The sequence below is a fragment of the Winogradskyella sp. ECml5-4 genome, from assembly GCF_036903175.1.
GTDB classification, from domain to species: Bacteria; Bacteroidota; Bacteroidia; order Flavobacteriales; family Flavobacteriaceae; genus Winogradskyella; species Winogradskyella damuponensis.
Window position 1 is genome coordinate 147,011 of the sequence record NZ_JAYJLF010000005.1, and the last position, 17,318, is coordinate 164,328.

The 17,318-nt window shown below is 36.3% G+C and carries 11 protein-coding genes; 7 read left to right on the forward strand and 4 right to left on the reverse strand.

The features are described 5' to 3' along the window. Nucleotides 1-20: 20 nt before the first annotated feature. The 5 genes from VDP25_RS05500 (at nucleotide 21) to VDP25_RS05520 (ending at nucleotide 5,076) form a co-directional block, all read left to right on the forward strand. Nucleotides 21-1,457 carry a glycosyltransferase gene (locus tag VDP25_RS05500; protein ID WP_334467626.1) on the forward strand — a complete coding sequence of 479 codons (1,437 nt, stop codon included), beginning with the start codon at nucleotides 21-23 and terminating at the stop codon, nucleotides 1,455-1,457. A gap of 277 nt (nucleotides 1,458-1,734) precedes the next feature. Continuing rightward, the gene (gene proC, locus VDP25_RS05505; protein ID WP_334467628.1) at nucleotides 1,735-2,541 is read left to right on the forward strand and encodes a pyrroline-5-carboxylate reductase; all 807 of its coding nucleotides are present in this window, start codon (nucleotides 1,735-1,737) and stop codon (nucleotides 2,539-2,541) included. A 3-nt stretch (nucleotides 2,542-2,544) separates the two neighbouring features. After that, a complete protein-coding gene (gene proB / locus VDP25_RS05510) occupies nucleotides 2,545-3,324 on the forward strand; it encodes a glutamate 5-kinase (protein ID WP_334467629.1) in 780 nt (259 codons plus the stop codon). A 31-nt stretch (nucleotides 3,325-3,355) separates the two neighbouring features. Continuing rightward, on the forward strand, nucleotides 3,356-4,555 hold the full coding sequence (locus VDP25_RS05515) for a glutamate-5-semialdehyde dehydrogenase (protein ID WP_334467630.1): 1,200 nt from the start codon (nucleotides 3,356-3,358) through the stop codon (nucleotides 4,553-4,555). A gap of 146 nt (nucleotides 4,556-4,701) precedes the next feature. Beyond that, nucleotides 4,702-5,076, forward strand: coding sequence for a hypothetical protein (locus VDP25_RS05520; protein ID WP_334467632.1), 375 nt, complete (start codon nucleotides 4,702-4,704; stop codon nucleotides 5,074-5,076). Between the two features lie 49 nt (nucleotides 5,077-5,125). Here the strand turns inward: VDP25_RS05520 and hemL are convergent, their stop codons facing one another. From hemL to VDP25_RS05535, 3 genes are read right to left on the reverse strand one after another with little or no spacing between them, the layout of a single operon-like run. Further along, a complete protein-coding gene (gene hemL, locus VDP25_RS05525) occupies nucleotides 5,126-6,412 on the reverse strand; it encodes a glutamate-1-semialdehyde 2,1-aminomutase (protein ID WP_334467634.1) in 1,287 nt (428 codons plus the stop codon). A gap of 3 nt (nucleotides 6,413-6,415) precedes the next feature. After that, on the reverse strand, nucleotides 6,416-7,249 hold the full coding sequence (locus VDP25_RS05530) for a glucosaminidase domain-containing protein (RefSeq protein WP_334467636.1): 834 nt from the start codon (nucleotides 7,247-7,249) through the stop codon (nucleotides 6,416-6,418). A gap of 37 nt (nucleotides 7,250-7,286) precedes the next feature. After that, complete coding sequence (locus tag VDP25_RS05535; RefSeq protein ID WP_443089849.1) at nucleotides 7,287-8,186, reverse strand: 1-aminocyclopropane-1-carboxylate deaminase/D-cysteine desulfhydrase; 900 nt, start codon at nucleotides 8,184-8,186, stop codon at nucleotides 7,287-7,289. Between the two features lie 245 nt (nucleotides 8,187-8,431). Here VDP25_RS05535 and VDP25_RS05540 point away from each other — a divergent pair, with 245 nt between their 5' ends. Both VDP25_RS05540 and VDP25_RS05545 read left to right on the forward strand, forming a co-directional pair. Further along, entirely contained in the window at nucleotides 8,432-12,577 is a 4,146-nt protein-coding gene (locus VDP25_RS05540; RefSeq protein ID WP_334467638.1) for a GEVED domain-containing protein, read from the forward strand. 560 nt (nucleotides 12,578-13,137) lie between these two features. Next, complete coding sequence (locus VDP25_RS05545) at nucleotides 13,138-16,983, forward strand: GEVED domain-containing protein (RefSeq protein ID WP_334467640.1); 3,846 nt, start codon at nucleotides 13,138-13,140, stop codon at nucleotides 16,981-16,983. Here VDP25_RS05545 and VDP25_RS05550 read toward each other — a convergent pair. Next, nucleotides 16,973-17,302 carry a hypothetical protein gene (locus VDP25_RS05550; RefSeq protein WP_334467642.1) on the reverse strand — a complete coding sequence of 110 codons (330 nt, stop codon included), beginning with the start codon at nucleotides 17,300-17,302 and terminating at the stop codon, nucleotides 16,973-16,975. The two genes, VDP25_RS05545 and VDP25_RS05550, sit on opposite strands and share 11 nt — an antisense overlap. Nucleotides 17,303-17,318 lie beyond the last annotated feature (16 nt).

The window sequence follows — 17,318 nt, forward strand, 5'->3', positions numbered from 1 at the left end:
TCATCAACAAAACAAGATATATGGCTTCAAAAGACACCTTCTCAAAAACAATAATATCAACTTCAAAAAGCACTACTAAAAAACTATCCAAAAATTTCAACCTGTTTCTCAACAGCAAATCAAAAACAGAAAACACTAATAACAAAATTGTCCTTTTTAGTACATTTTTACTCATGCTTTTAGGCATCTATTTTTTATCTGTTTTTTATGGCGACTTTGAACAATTCAACGCCGATAAAATGAGCAGCACTATTGGATATACATTTATAATCTTAGCCACTACCCTCTTAGCCTTTAAAGCCTTATTTTTTATTTATAAGGCCTATAATTATTACAAATACAAACCTATTGCCTCTGTTTCAGACAAAGAATTACCAACTTGTACTGTAATTGTTCCAGCATATAACGAAGGCAAACAAGTGTATGATACATTAATAAGTTTAGACAATAGCAACTATCCCAAACATAAACTACAAATTATATCTATTGACGATGGTAGTAAGGACGACACCTGGGATTGGATGCTAGATGCTAAAAAGAAATTAGGAGATCGTTTAGAAATATACCAACAACCCAAAAACCAAGGAAAACGTCATGCACTTTACCGTGGATTTAATTTAGGAACAGGTGATGTATATGTTACCGTAGATAGCGATTCTATCGTTACTGAAGACACACTGAGAAATTTAGTCAGCCCTTTTATTAAAGACGAAAATTGTGGAGCTGTTGCTGGTAATATTAGAGTTTTAAACAACAAAAAGGAAATGTTACCTAAAATGCTAGATGTTAGCTTTGTTTTAAGTTTTGAATTTGTGCGTTCTGCAGAAAGTAACTTAAATTCTGTACTCTGTACTCCTGGAGCCTTAGCTGCTTACAGAAGCACTGCTGTGCATAACTGTTTACCACAGTGGATCAATCAAACGTTTATGGGACAACCATCAGACATTGGAGAAGACAGAGCGATGACCAATATGATTTTAAAACAAGGTAAACACGTTTTGTTTCAAAAAAATGCAGTGGCTTATACCAATGTCCCTGAAGAATATATCGGTTTGTATAAAATGTTTATCCGTTGGGGACGAAGTAATGTTAGAGAAAACCTAGAAATGGCTAAATATGTATTTACAAACTTTAGAGCCAAAGGAAAATCTGCTACACGAATTTTATTTATTAGCCAATTTGTAAAAATACTTATGAGCTATCCTTTATTAATCTCTATGCTGTTCTTCGTTTTAGTACATCCTTTATTATTTTTAGGTTCTACCCTAGTTAGTATTTTAGTGGTTTCAACTTTTTCTGTACTATTTTTTACTAGCCAATATAAAACCACGCAAGGATTTTGGGCTTACTCGTATAGCATTTTATTCACCTTTGCTTTATTCTGGATTACACCTTATGCTATTGCAACAGCAAATAGAAGAGGTTGGTTAACACGTGGCTTAGCCGAACAGAAGTAAAAAAACTTTTTACACAACATATATAAACCTATCAAAATAAAACTTGATAGGTTTTTTTTATACAAATCACTCAATTTGTCACCGACAGGCTGTCAGTTTTATAGGTTTAGTAAAATTTTAAGATTTTCATTTCCACAAGTATACCACTCATAAGTTTACAGTTTCTCAATGATTGACACAAATATGTTAAGATTCCATAATTCTTAAAATCAATCTTTCTTTTTGGCACTTCCGTACAGTCCTTGTGGTAATTAAAGTGAATTAATTTAATAAAAAAATGAAAGTATTAGTAATTGGAGCTGGTAATATGGGTTTAACATATTCTGAAGGTATGGCAGAATCGCCATTACTTAATAAGCATAAACTGAGAATATATGATACCGATCCAAAAAAAATAGAAACCTTACGCCAAGATTCAAGATTTAACGTTTTTGACAATTTAGAGGATTGCTTACCAAAAGCAGATATTGTCTTTATTGCTGTAAAACCGTATCACAGTGATGGTTTATTTGAAAAAATGAAACCCATGATAAATCACAGTCAAATCTTTGTGTCCTTAATGGCAGGAGTCACTATTGAAACCATTCAGCAAAAATTAGACGCAAAAAAAGTCATTAGAACCATGCCTAATTTACCCGCACAAGTTGGTAAAGGTGTCACCTCTTACACAGAATCTAAAGACGTTTCCAAAGTAGAACTAATCATGGTAAGAAATCTTTTAGACACTACAGGAACATCCATTCATGTTAACACGGAAAAGTTTATTGACGCCTCTACAGGAATTTCAGGAAGCGGCCCTGCTTATGTGTTCTATTTTATGCAATCCATGTTAGAAGCAGCTTTAAAAATGGGCTTTTCGGATTACGATTCCAAAGTCTTAGTAAGCAGTACGTTTGAAGGAGCCATAGAACTCTTCAATCAAAACAATATATCGCCAAAATCATGGATAGCTAAAGTCGCTTCAAAAGGAGGCACAACTCAAGCAGCCATTGATTCTATGGAAGACAATAATGTAAAACAATTAATACAAGATGCAGCCTATGCAGCATTTGATCGTGCTGTAGAATTAGGCAAAGACAAATAAAATATGAATAACAATATAAAACGTGTGGTCGTCAAAGTAGGCACCAACGTATTAACAAACAAAGACAATAGAATATTAGGACCAGTACTTAGAGAATTGGTAAGGCAAATTGCCGTTTTATACGAAGAAGACATCATGGTTATTTTAGTCTCCTCCGGCTCTGCAATTGCAGGTATGGAAGTTTTGGGCGACACTGATATCAAGGATAAATCGGTAAGAAGACAAGTCTATTCTGCTGTTGGCCAGCCAAGGATGATGCGTCATTATTATAGCATTTTCCATGACTACGGCATGCGTTGTGCTCAAATTTTAGCCACAAAACGCGATTTTGATGCTGGAAAACACAGGCAAAATATGATTAACTGTTATGAAGGCTTATTGTCCGAAGGCGTCATTCCTATTGCCAACGAAGACGATGCCGTATCCTTAACCATGTCTATGTTTTCAGACAATGACGAGCTCGCAAGCTTAGTTGCCGAACTTTTAGATGCCGACCGATTAATCATTTTATCCGATACAGACGGACTCTACACAGGACATCCAGACGACGAAGATTCTATTAGATTACACGAAGTTAAAACCAATCAGAATGTCGAACAATATGTTCAGGCTTCTGATAAAAAAGAAGGAGAAGGCCGTGGCGGAATGGCCTCAAAATTAAAAATAGCCAAAGGCACTGCAAATAAAGACATCCCAACTTACATCGCCAATGGTAAACGCGAAAATGTAATCATAGATATTATTAATAATAAAGCAGTAGGCACAAAATTTATTAGTGCTTAAAATAAACCTCTCAATTATAAAAATTAAAAAAATGAAACTATTACAAACACGTATAAAAAACAAAGTCCTCAAATCAATGATAAGGATTTTAGGACACGAAAGACATGCCATTATCGAAGCCAATAAAAAGGATTTAGAGGCTTTTCAAAAAGAAGACCAAGCCCTTTATGAGCGTTTAATTGTAAACGACAAAAAGGTAGATGAAATGATTACTGCGGTTGAAGCCGTTATGAATCAGGAAGATCCTGTTGGACAAGAACTATCTAATCGTACACTAAAAAACGGCTTAAATATAGTAAACACTACAGCTCCTTTTGGTACCATCCTTATTATTTACGAATCGCGACCAGACGTTACTATTGAAGCAGCCGTTTTAGCCTTTAAAGCCAATAATAAAATTTTATTAAAAGGTGGTAAAGAAGCTCTAAACAGCAATCTTATTTTAGAAAAATGCTGGCACCAAGCTTTAGAAGAAAATGGCTTGTCTAAAGAATGGATTAAGCTATTGCATTTAAAACGTGAAGAAACCCAAGAATTTCTTAAAAACCCAACCGAACCCTTAGATTTAATTGTTCCTCGTGGTGGTGAGCGTTTAATCAATTTTGTAAAAACACATGCCACTTGCGCCGTTTTAGTTAGTGGACGCGGCAATAACTTCTTGTATGTTTCTGAACATGCCGATTGGAGCAAAGCTGTAAATGTGATTATTAATGCTAAAACAGATAAAATTTCGGGCTGTAATGCTTTAGACAAAGTATTAATCAATAAAAACCTTCCAGAATACGAAACCAAACTAAAAATGCTTCAAGAAAAATTAGAACAACATCATGTTGAAATTCTAGTCGATGATAAGGTCTCAAGCATTTTACCTCAAAAAGAAACGGTTTCGAATAGTGAAGTTTGGCACGAAGAATTTCTAGCTCTAAAACTTCTCATCGGAGAGGTAGATACTTTAGAAGAAGCTATTGATCTTATTAACACCTATTCTGGAAAACATTCGGCTGCTATTATTACGGAACACACAGACGAAGCCATGGAATTTATGCACAACGTTGATAGTGCTGCAGTATATCATAATGCCTCTACCAGATTTACAGATGGTGGACAAATGGGTGTTGGCGCAGAACTCGCTATTAGTACAGACAAACTACACCATAGAGGACCTTTGGGCTTAAACCAATTGGTAACGAATAAATATTACGTATATGGAAATGGACAGGTTAGGATTTAGAGTTAGGGATTAGGAGATAGGTGTTAGATTTTGGGGAATTAGAGAGTCTTGAGCCAACAGCCAAAACCAAGAGCTAACAACATGCTTTTCAAAGTTTTAACCAAAATAATTAGGGTATCTCAATAAAATTTGGTATACTATAAGTTATGATAACACAAGACAAAGCGAAGTACGTAAATGAGTTAAATCAGTCCATTTCCTATCTACAAAATTTAGGCTATTCTAATATCAAGGCCGATATTGAAGGTTATGAAACCCCAAAGTCGTATTTAAAAAGGGGAAGTACAATTGAAGTTACACCAGATATCGTCGCAGAAAAAGAAGGCCGTAAACACATCTTCGATTTAAGTTTAAAATCTCAAAAACCAAGATTGTTAAAATCCAAATGGCTATTTTTAAATACATTAAGCCAATTAAAATCGTATCGTTTTAGATTAATAACAACGAGAGGACATTTTAAATTTACAAACCAAATTGTAGAAGACATTCATTTGGACTCCATTAAACTCATTAAAATTTAAGAGACTGTATCTTATAAGCTAAATGCCACTATAAGATACAGTCTTTTTATTATAATGTTTTAGCAACTTGTTCTACAGCTGCAATGGTTGCATTTAAATCTTCATAGGTTAAAGCATCTGTAATAAACCAAGTTTCAAAAGCACTTGGTGCAATATAAATGCCCGCATTTAGCATGCCGTGGAAGAACGTTTTAAACGTCTCATTATTTCCTTTGGCAGCCGAATCAAAATCTACCACAGCTCCTTCTGCAAAGTGAACAGAAATCATAGAGCCAATGCTATTTATAGTATGTGTTACTCCATTTTTATTTAAAGCATCAGCAATACCATTATGAAGATATTTCGTTTTTTCTTCTAACCTATTCATCAAGCCTGTATCTGCATTAACGGCTTTAAGCATTGCTAATCCTGCAGCCATAGCTAATGGATTTCCACTTAGCGTACCTGCCTGGTATACGGGACCTAATGGCGCTAAGTAATTCATAATTTCATTCCGTGCCGCAAATGCTCCAACAGGCAATCCGCCTCCAACAACTTTACCAAAACACACAATATCGGCTTTAATACCTTTTAGCTCTTGCACTCCACCTTTAGCCAATCTAAAACCAGTCATTACCTCATCAAAAATTAATAAGATATGATGAGCATCGCATAGATGTCTTAAACCTTCTAAAAATCCATCTACTGGAGGAATACACCCCATATTACCGGCAACAGGCTCTATTATAATAGCTGCAATTTCATTGGTATTAGCTTCAACAAGTTCCTTTACGTTTTCAAGATCATTATACCGCGCTAACAAGGTATCTTTTGCCGTTCCTTGGGTTACTCCAGGACTATTAGGTGTTCCAAAAGTAACAGCACCACTACCTGCTGCTATTAAAAATGAATCACTATGACCATGATAACACCCCGCAAACTTTATAATTTTATCTTTTTTGGTAAATCCTCTTGCTAATCTTATAGCACTCATACAAGCTTCTGTACCAGAATTCACAAAACGAATTTTATCAATATTTGGCACCATAGATACAGCTAATTCTGCTATTTCTGTTTCAATAGCTGTAGGCATTCCAAAAGATGTTCCCAATTTTGTCTTTTCTATAACAGCATCAACAACTGGTGGAAATGCATGACCAAGCAACATTGGTCCCCAAGAATTAATATAATCGATAAAACGGTTGCCATCTTCATCATAAACATAAGCACCTTTAGCAGATTTTGCAAAAATTGGTGTACCACCAACAGCATTAAAAGCTCTAACGGGTGAATTTACTCCTCCCGGAATCACCTCTTGCGCTTCTTTAAACAAAGCGCTACTTCTTTGATATAACATAACTTAATTAGGAATAATAAGTTCTTGACCAATAGTTAGGTCATTTGATTTTAATTTATTTTGAGACTTTATAGCCTCAACAGTAGTTTTATAGAGTCTTGAAAGCGAATACAAGGTATCGCCTTTTGTAACAGTATGCTTTTTTATAGCAGACGTCTTCCTACCTTCAATAATTGTTGTAGATTTTCGTTTGGTCTGAGCAGTCGTTGCACCACTAAGCACCTCATCATCATACTTATGCAGCTGGTAACGCTCTATTAAACTGATTAGTTTTTGAGGATATTTTCTATCTGTAGCATAACCTGCAGCCCTTAATCCTTTTGCCCAACCTTTATAATCATTTGGTCGTAATTTAAACAAACTCGCATAACGACTTCGGCCTGTTAAAAATTTAGAATGATCTTCATAAGACATTTCTGCCTTGGTATATTTTCTAAAACATTCTTGTGAACGGTCATCATCATGGTAAATTTTGGCTCCCTTCCACCCATGGCATTTTATACCAAAGTGATTGTTTGCCTCTACAGCTAAACGCCCTCTACCTACACCAGATTCTAAAATACCTTGCGCAAGTGTAATACTAGCTGGTATTTTATGGTGTCGCATATTGTCTTTAGCAATCGCTGCATAAATAGCAATATAAGCATCTACAGTACTTGGTGCTTTATGGGTTGTTGTACTAGGGGTTACGGTTGGCTTTTTGGTCTCTACCTTATCATTTTTAACAACAACCGTTTTATTAGTACTATCATTTTTTCGTTTTGTAACAATACCTTTTTTAGGACCACAACTCATTGCAGACACTACAATTAATACAATTATATATCTAAACTTCATGTGCTTGCTAGTATTGTTTTATATGTTTGTTTCATTTTCATAGCTCTATTAGGGGCTGGTTTTTTCGTTTCAATATTTGATTAACACCAGCTATACCTTGTAAACCTCCGGTATGAATGGCTAATATTTTCGACTCTTTTTGAAAAAACCCTTTGTCAATTAAATCAAATATACCAAATAGCATTTTACCTGTATAAATAGGATCTAACGGAATATGATAAGCCTTCTTAAATTGATTTATAAACGCAATTAATTCGGGCTTTATTTTACCATAACCACCAAAATGATACGCTGTTATCAGTTCCCAATTGTCTTGATTTGCAAATTTACGAATATCTTGTTGTAAAAAATCACCTTTTAACGCAGGAAAACCTAATATTTTCTGATGTGATTCTGACGCATTAATAAGTCCCGAAATTGTACCACCTGTACCTACCGCACAACAAATATAATCGTACACATTATCTGTAGCTTGTAAAATGTCTTCACAACCTTTAACCGCTAAATCATTAGTACCTCCTTCTGGTAAAAGGTAGAAGTTTCCAAACCTACTTTTTAATCCGTCAATAAAATCGTCATCATTTTTCTGCCTATAGTGAGCTCTCGAAACAAATTCTAAATGCATCCCACAGGTTTTAGCAAATTGTAAGGTGGGATTTAATGGTGTTTTTAAAGCTAACTCCTCTCCTCTTATAACACCAACCGTTTTAAACCCATACATGTTTCCCGCATATGCAACAGCGGCAATATGATTTGAAAACGCACCACCAAAGGTTAATAAAGAAGTGGCATTTATCCTTTTGGCTTCATCAATATTATAGGTCAATTTACGGTACTTATTGCCCGAAATAAAAGGGTGAATTAAATCTTCACGCTTTATAGTTATTAACAAATTCTTAAACCTTATATCTTGATGATGAACAGACGGAATTTCCAAATCTTTTTTTTACAAAAATAGGCAACTCCTTTTAATTTAAGTGTTTTTCAAATTTGTAAGAAAATATATTAAAAATGCAGATAATCGGTGTTTTTAATCGTTTTGTCGGTAAAAAATTATTTTTTATCCTTTTTTTTTCCTACACTTGTCCTCGGATTTAAAATCAATTAGTCCTATTTAACCCTAGATTAAGCTAATTATTAATATCAATTAAACGGTATTCTTAACGCTAAAACCTACTAATTATGAACAATAATTTTCGTTCTCCGCTATCTCAATTACTTATCAATTTTAGAATAAGTAATTGCAAAACATTAAGCGTTGTCTTTTTTGCAATAGTTCTTTTATCAAGTCATTCTGCTACGGCCCAATTACCCGTAACTTACGATTTTGAATCGGGCTTTCAAGGTTGGACAAGTAATGGTAATGATTCTGGAAGATACAATAGTTCAACCTGGGCTTGTGGCGGCTCTAAATCTATCTATTCAAAAGACAATGATACAGGCAGAAACATCATGCAGTCTCCAGCACTTAATTTAACGAGTTATTCTGAAGTCACTATTTCTTTTTGTCATAAAACAACATCTAATATAGAAAACGGTGATGGCTTTAGAATCGATTACTATAATGGAACCTATTGGACAACAATAAAAACATTTACATTAGGTACTGACTTTTACTCACAAGGCCCAGGAAACTCACATAATTTATCCGCCACTATTTCTAATCCAGGATACACCTTCGCTACCAATTCATATTTTAGATTTATTGGAATTAGCAATAGAGATGACGAATGGAATCTTTTTGACGACATTACAATTACAGGCACAAACCCTTTACCATGTACACAACCGGCTAACCAACCCACAAGCCTAACCTTTAGTAATGTTTTAGACAGCACTATGGATTTTAGTTTTACGCCCGCTACAAGTGCTCCAGACAATTACCTAGTGGTTTATAACACCACGGGCGTAACTCCTCCTGTAGCAGACGGCTCTACTTATACTGTAGGCGTAACTTATGGAGATCATACGGTTGTAAGCGACAATACAGATACTTCATTCACCCTAACAGGCTTAAACAATAACACCACTTATTATGTGTATGTGTTTTCTTATAATTCATTATGTACTAATGGACCAAATTACCTAAACGGTTCTCCATTAAATGGAAACGAAACAACTTTAAATTGTATTCCTAACGGCACAAATTCATCGTATTATATCGATGATTTTTCAACCTCAGGAGGTGTAACTAATATTACCAACAATAATTCTGGATATTCTACAAATGGTTACGGAAATTTCACCAACTTATCTGTTAGTCAATATCGTGGCGCTGCAGTCAATTTTTATGGTAATTTTAGAGATGGCTCTAATCGATACGATGGTTTTGGTGTAGGTATATGGGTCGATTTTAACAATGATGGTGATTTTAATGACGTAGGCGAAACCATGTTCAACGACGGCTATTACGATCCTATAAATAGCAGTTTCACCATTCCTACAGGAACAACTCCTGGAGACTATAAAATGAGAGTCTTAATCGATTGGAATGATAGCTCTCCTAGTTGGTGCCCTAGTTCTTTCGTTGGAGAAGCTGAAGACTATACACTAACCGTATTAGACATAGTAACTTGTACGCCTTCAGATGCGCTTGGTACTACAACCTTAGCTTGTCCTTCTGTAGATACTGGTGGATTGGGACTGTCTGGCGCTGACCCAGCACCAATTAATTGCTCGGTAGAAAACACGACGGCAACATTAGAAGCCACATACTTAAACTTAGGTGATACCTCTACCTATAACGTAGAATCTATTCCTTATGCTCCTCCGTTTCAATTTAGCTGTCTAGAAAATCCTGTGAGTGTTAACGATGACGATGTATGGTCTCCAGAAATAGAATTACCTTTTGACTTCTGTTTCTTTGGTAATACCTATGATTCTTGTGTTATCGGTTCTAATGGAGTTATTTCTTTCGACACCAGCCTAGCTAGTACGCCATCATATGCCTCACCAACGGGATGGAGAACGATATATAATATTCCACATTCAGAAAATGCTAGAGATTATATTAACAACAACATCAATACTCGCTTTTTTGGACCTTCAATATATGGTGTGCATCATGATGTAGATCCTAGTGTCGGTGGAGAAATAGGCTATCAATTAATAACTTTAGACACCGGTTGTAGAGCACTAGTTGCTGCTTGGAGCGATGTACCAATGTATGATGATAATTCTTTATTATACACCGGTATGATTGTATTCTACGAAGACACCAATGTTATTGAAGTCTATATTAAAGAAAAAAGAGTCTTAAGCTCATGGAATGATGGTAATGCAACTGTTGGTCTTCAAGCAAATGCTACTAATGCTATAGCTGCCCCTAACAGAAACACAACAGACCCTAACTGGACGGCCTTTGACGAAGCTTGGAGATTTGTACCTGCTGGTCCTTCTATTACAACGCTTAAATGGTACAAAGATGCTATCTCACCTGCCAATGAAATTGATGACCCAGACAACGATGGTATTATTACCGTAACCCCTACAAGCACCACAACTTATTATTCTGAAGTGACTTACGACCTTTGTTCTGGTTCTACAATTGTAGAAATTGATACGGCTACAGTAACTTTAAATGGTAGTAAAGTTTGGGATGGCTCTGAAAGCTCAGATTGGAACAACCCTAACAACTGGACTCCTGCTGGTGTACCTGTGATTACAGACTGTATTGTAATTCCTGTTACCGCAAACGACCCTGTTATTACTGGTGTGGTAGATGGAACCGGTTTTAATATGGAAATTGAAGATGGTGCCACACTAATACAACAACCTAATTCGTCTTTAACTATTGAAGATAAAATTACCATAGATACTAATGCCGATTACGAACTAAAAGACAGCGCCAGCCTTATACAAATTACAGATGTGGCTACCAACCAAAATGTAGGTACAGCCAAAGTGCAACGCGAAGTTAACGGATTAACCAATTTTGATTATGTCTATTGGTCTACTCCTGTAGAAGCTTTTGATGTAGGAGATGTGTCGCCAAGCACACCTAATTATGGTGTTTTTGAATGGCTTCCAACCGTAAATAACGGTAGCCCTGGAAAACATGGAGAATGGAGCTACGCTTCGGGCAATATGACCTTAGGAAAAGGCTATGCCATTAGAGATTTAGAAGGGACGGCTATTGCCAATACAGCCCAATTTGAAGGCAAATTAAACAACGGACAAATTACACATTACATCACTAGAGGTACCTACAACGGCCTACCTTACCAAGGTAACGGAAATACCGCTACAGCCGAAGATGATAACTGGAATTTAATAGGAAACCCATACCCTTCTGCTATTTCTTTAACCGATTTTACAACCGCAAACCCTTATATAGATGGTACACTCTATTTTTGGAGACACACCGCTCCACCAAGTACTTTTGTAGGCGATCCGTTTTATACAGGTTTTCTATATAATTACTCAGAAAACGATTATTTAAGTGCCAACAGCTTAGGCTCTACACCTCCTGGTTTTAACGGTTATATTGCCGCAGGTCAAGGTTTCTTTGTGCAACTTCTTAATTCTTCACCAAGACCTAGTCCTGTAGTGTTTAACAATTCAATGCGAGGTACCTATGCTAACGATGGCTTCTATAGAAGTGCCAATCTAAATGCAGACAATACCACCAATACAAACGAAAAACATCGTATTTGGTTAGACTTAATTGACAGCAATAATACCGCTTTATCACTATTGGTAGGTTATGCTGCTGGTGCAACAGATGCTATAGATAGATTATATGATGGCCATTTACTAAACGATTCTAACTATCAGTTTTATTCTACGCTAAATACTCCTGAAAAAAGTAATAAACTGGCTATTAATGGTAGAGCTTTACCTTTTGTAGAAACTGACACTATTCCGTTAGGATTTAAAACCGCTACACAAGGAGAATACACTATTGCACTTAATACGGTTGATGGTTTATTTGAAACCACAGACCAAGACATTTATCTTGAAGACAAAGTGCTAAATCTAATTCACGATTTAAGAACAAGTCCGTATAGTTTTACTACAGATTTAGGAACTTTTGAAGACCGTTTTGTCTTAAGATTTAACACCAACAACAGCCTAAGTGTTACAGACCTAGACGCCAATGCCAATTTAGATATAAGAACCTTATCTAATGCTATAGTAGCCACGGCCACTAAGAGTTTCATTAAAACCTTTGAATTACACGATATTACAGGCCGTTTAATTCATAAAAACCTTAATATCACAGCAGCAGATTACAGCTACCCAACTCAAAATTTAAGTCGTGGTACATATATTGTAACGGTTGCGCTTGCCAATGGCTCTACAGTGTCTAAAAAGCTTATGATTTAAAACCTTAAAACAACTTTACAACCCAACCGAGATCTTAACATTACAACCGTTAAGATCTTTGTGTTTTTATACCCTTTTTTAGGGCCGTTTTTTACGGCTTTTTTCAAGTGATTTTTTACAACTTTTTCTTCCTTTTTTAGAGCATTTTAAAGGGCATTTTTAAGCCCGTTTTTACCCGTTTTTAAGCCAAAACTAAAGACCTCCCAAAAGGCCTTCAACCTTAATAATCAGTGATTAAACGAATATATTTTTTAAATAAAAAACTACATTTTCACAAAAAATTAAAGCTATTCGCAATTAAACACTACAAAAACCTCACTTTCATCCGCTAATTTTTAGGTTTTATCGATAATATATTGAAATATACCTCCAAAAACTCAGAATAGCTTTAATTTAACTCCTTAACAGTAAGGTAACACTACGGTGTTTATAATATAACATGCATCTGTTTTTACCTGCTGTAAAACGTATAACATAGTTTTTAAAACCCAAGTTGAAAAAACAACGGATGTCTAAGCATATCCAACCTTATTTTAACCCTACATTAAAACATAGAATACATGCTTAAAAAATTACTTTTTGCTATTGCATTAACTACTTATGGTGTAATAAGCGCACAAACCGTACTTATAGACCCTAACGGAGATGGTGGTTTTGAATCTGGAGCTGATCTTACTGCTAATGGGTGGTCTTTTTCACCTCCTATTGCCCCCACTTTCAATCAATGGACTACAAACACAGGAGCCTCAGGCTATACAGGAGCCAGAGCCGCTTATATTACAAACAATACAGCAGTTACACCTCCTACCCATGCTTATAGTACCTTTGGTGACTTTTATAATCCAAAAATACATCGTCAGGTAACTTTTAATCCTTCAGAAAGCGATATTACTCTAAGTTTTGATTGGAAAAACCTAGCAGACGCTGGTGATGAATTAAGGGTATTGCTAGTGCCTACAGGCACGCCTGTGTCTGACGGAGTAACTCTTAACCACTCTGGCACAACACCAACAGACATTAACGTATTAGGTAGTTATACAGGAGCCGTAAATTGGACAAATGAAACCATTACCATTCCTAGTGCTTATGCTGATAGCGCAACATATATTTTAGTTTTTGAGTGGGAAGATGATGGTACTTCTTCAGGTACAATACCCGCAGCTATAGACAATATTAGCTTGGTCACCAACTGTGTGCCAACAAGCGTGTATGATACACGCTATATTAATGATTTTGCAACTGCTGTTCCAGGAAGTGTTGCAAATATTAATAGAACAGGCTCTGGTGCTAATGGAGGCTACCAAGATTTTACAGGTACAGATGTGGTACAGCAATTTGCTGGTGGAGAAGTCGATTTTACTATTATTTTTGGAGGCGGAGGTACCAATGGCCTTAATATTTGGGTCGATTGGGATGGCGATGGCGATTTTTTAAGTGCACCCAACGAAAAAGTGTTTGCCACAGGAATTTTAACACTAGGTTTTGTTTCTAGTTTTCAAATTCCATCTACAATTCCGCCTGGTACATACACCATGCGTATTAGGTCCGATTATTTTGACAGCGACCCACCACCTTGTAGTGCTACAAATTACGGAGAAGCAGAAGACTACACCCTTGTTATACCTTCTATTACATGTTTAGATAACCCTTCAAACATTGCCATTAGTGCTATAGATTATACCACAGCAACAGTAACTTGGGATGCCGCATCTCCGGCTCCGGCTAATGGTTATGAGTATTTTATCACTGAAAATCCAAATCCTATTATATACAATCAAACACCAACAGGAACTTCGGCTACAACTTCAGTAAACTTAACAGGTTTATCAGCAGATACAACTTACTATGTTTGGGTACGATCGGTTTGTGGTTCGGCTTGGGGAGAAGATGGCGAATGGCAAGGTTCTGAAACTTTTAATACGCTTATTTATCCGCCAACAACAACCAATGTGTCTATTTGTCCTGGAGATCCTTCAGATGTATTAACCGCAGATGCGGCTTGTGTTACTGGAGCTACGCTTAGTAATACTGTTGTAGGATCAATAACATCTTCTTCTACTTATGCAAATATATTAGATTGGTTTACTGTAAGTTCAGACCCTTGTGATTTTACCAACAGCTACTCCCAACAAAGATATGAGACTTTTGATTTTCAGGTAGATACAGCAGGCACCTATTTTTTTAGCATAGATGGCATAGTAACCACATTTGACTCCATGGGCTATATTGTTTATGGTGGCTTTACCCCTGGAGATTGTACTGCTGGCGGTACTTATGTTGCTGGAGCTGATGATGGCTTTTCAAGCTCTTTAGATGCCCAAATTGAAGCAAATCTTGTTCCTGGTATTACTTACACTTTAGTTACAACATCCTCTGGTTTTGGTTCGCCAGGCATAGGCCCATTTCAATGGGATATTACTGGAGCAGGAAATTTAATAGACCCTTATTCGCCTCCTAGCGGCATAGAATGGTACGCTAGTGCAAGTGGTGGCACACCTATTTTTACAGGTACAGATTTTGACCCTGTTGCCGAAGGAGTTATAACCGGGTCCACACCAGGTGTATATTCTTATTGGGCGGCATGCTCATCGTCTCCAGATGTAAGAGCACGTGCCGATTTTAATGTTGGTAAAGCATGGATTGGTGCTGTAGATTCTAATTGGAACACTCCAGGAAACTGGTCTCCAAGCGGAGCGCCAACAGATTCGGATTGTGTAATTATTACCACTGCAGGATTCAGTCCTATTATAGATGGCATAACAGAAGGTGAAGGTTACAGATTAATTATTGAGAATGGAGCCACACTTACACAACAACCCAATTCTATATTAACCATTACAGATGCTATAAACGTTGAAGCAGGCGGAACATATACGATGTTAGATAGTGCGAGTTTATTTCAAGATACTGATGTCGCCAATACGGTTAATGGGACATTTACTATGCAACGTACAGCAACTATAAAAGAGGACGATTATGTGTATTGGTCTTCGCCAGTTGACAATTTCCTTATTCAAAATGTATCTCCCGGAACAACTAATTTTAAATATGAGTGGCTTCCTACAGTCGATCGTGGTCCTGCTCCACCACCAGGTCCAATTAATTATGGAGATTGGCAAAGCTACAACACAGGAGCCATGGATGTTGGAAAAGGTTATATTGTAAAAGGGCCTGTTGGTCATGGCTCTACAGATGCTCCGTTTACTGCAACATTTTCGGGTACACCTAACAATGGCACTATAATTCAACCTATTACAAGAGGCACACACACAACAGGCGACTACTTTTATACACCATACCCAGGAGGTGACGTACTTGCCATAACAAATGACGATGACAATTGGAATCTTATAGGAAATCCATATCCTTCGGCCTTGAGTATTGAAGATTTCTTAACAGATAATAGTACTATCGATGGCAACGTTTATCTCTGGACACATGGTACAGATATTGGCGCAGGAAATGTAGATTCCTTTTATGATGATTTCACCTACAATTACAACACCGCCGATTATATCGCTATTAATTCTGTTGGTGTTTCAAGTCCAGTAGTCATTGATCACAAGTTTATTGGCGCTGGTCAAGGCTTCTTTGTGTTAATGAATGATGCTGGCACTACTAACGAAAGTGTAACGTTTGAAAATTATATGAGACACACTGCTTCTTACAGAAACGACCAATTCTATAGAAGTGCAGATACAGATACCGATGCCGCAGAAGAAGACCTAGCAACTAAACATAGAATTTGGTTAGATTATATTAGCCCATCTGGTAGCACTAATACCACATTAATTGGTTATGCTAATGGTGCTACAAATGATAAAGACCGTATGTATGATGCCAAAACCACTAGAGGCGAAGGCTTAAATTTCTATTCTATGATTGAAGAAGACGCCTATCTAATTCAAGGTCGCCAAACACCGTTTGTAGATACAGACACAGTGCCTTTGGGTCTTAATATTACAGAAGCAGGTATTCAAACCATAGCCATCAATACCGTTGACGGTTTATTTTTAGATACAGACCAAGACATTTATATTGAAGACCTATTAACAGGCATTACGCATAATATTAGCAATGCGCCTTATACATTTACAAGTGAGGCTGGTATTATAAACGATAGATTGGTTTTAACATACCGAGCTAACAACTTAAGTGTAGATACCTATGACCATGCAAATGCGGTAAAAGTGTACAAAGAAAACAACAGCATTGTTGTAAACGCTATACACGAAACCATACAAGCTATTGAAGTGTACGATATGTTAGGCCGAACGTTATTTACAAATACAGCGCTTCACCAAACGCAGTTTACTATTAATGCGCTTCAGCCTACCAATTCAACGTTATTCTTAAAAGTGAAGTTAACTAACGGCGAACAAAGTATTGCTAAAATTATTTTTTAATATAATTTACAACATTATAAGAAGGCCTTGTTTTTAAATATTCAAGGTCTTTTTCTTTGGCATAGGCTTCACGTTCAAAAGAGATATTTCTATAAGCCAGATCCCAGTTTTTATACTGAATTAATCGCCATAAAAATTCAAAGACATATATTATAAAAAACGGAAGAATAAGTAATTCTAACTGTTGTTTAAGGTGTATTTTTTCATGATTAATGAGCACAGCATCGCCTTTTAAGCTTGTGGTCTTTAAAATCATAAAAGGAAATATGGTCATTCCAAGATAGCCTTTAGGCACCATATATTTTGAAATTAATATCATAGTTTATTCGTTTCAA

What these genes read in the sequence shown, in the direction of transcription:
- VDP25_RS05550 (WP_334467642.1), bottom strand. Translation starts at nt 17,302, where the DNA reads ATGATATTAATTTCAAAATATATGGTGCCTAAAGGCTATCTTGGAATG.
- VDP25_RS05515 (WP_334467630.1), top strand. Translation starts at nt 3,356, where the DNA reads ATGAAACTATTACAAACACGTATAAAAAACAAAGTCCTCAAATCAATG.
- VDP25_RS05540 (WP_334467638.1), top strand. Translation starts at nt 8,432, where the DNA reads ATGAACAATAATTTTCGTTCTCCGCTATCTCAATTACTTATCAATTTT.
- VDP25_RS05500 (WP_334467626.1), top strand. Translation starts at nt 21, where the DNA reads ATGGCTTCAAAAGACACCTTCTCAAAAACAATAATATCAACTTCAAAA.
- VDP25_RS05530 (WP_334467636.1), bottom strand. Translation starts at nt 7,249, where the DNA reads ATGAAGTTTAGATATATAATTGTATTAATTGTAGTGTCTGCAATGAGT.
- VDP25_RS05545 (WP_334467640.1), top strand. Translation starts at nt 13,138, where the DNA reads ATGCTTAAAAAATTACTTTTTGCTATTGCATTAACTACTTATGGTGTA.
- proB (WP_334467629.1), top strand. Translation starts at nt 2,545, where the DNA reads ATGAATAACAATATAAAACGTGTGGTCGTCAAAGTAGGCACCAACGTA.
- hemL (WP_334467634.1), bottom strand. Translation starts at nt 6,412, where the DNA reads ATGTTATATCAAAGAAGTAGCGCTTTGTTTAAAGAAGCGCAAGAGGTG.
- VDP25_RS05520 (WP_334467632.1), top strand. Translation starts at nt 4,702, where the DNA reads ATGATAACACAAGACAAAGCGAAGTACGTAAATGAGTTAAATCAGTCC.
- proC (WP_334467628.1), top strand. Translation starts at nt 1,735, where the DNA reads ATGAAAGTATTAGTAATTGGAGCTGGTAATATGGGTTTAACATATTCT.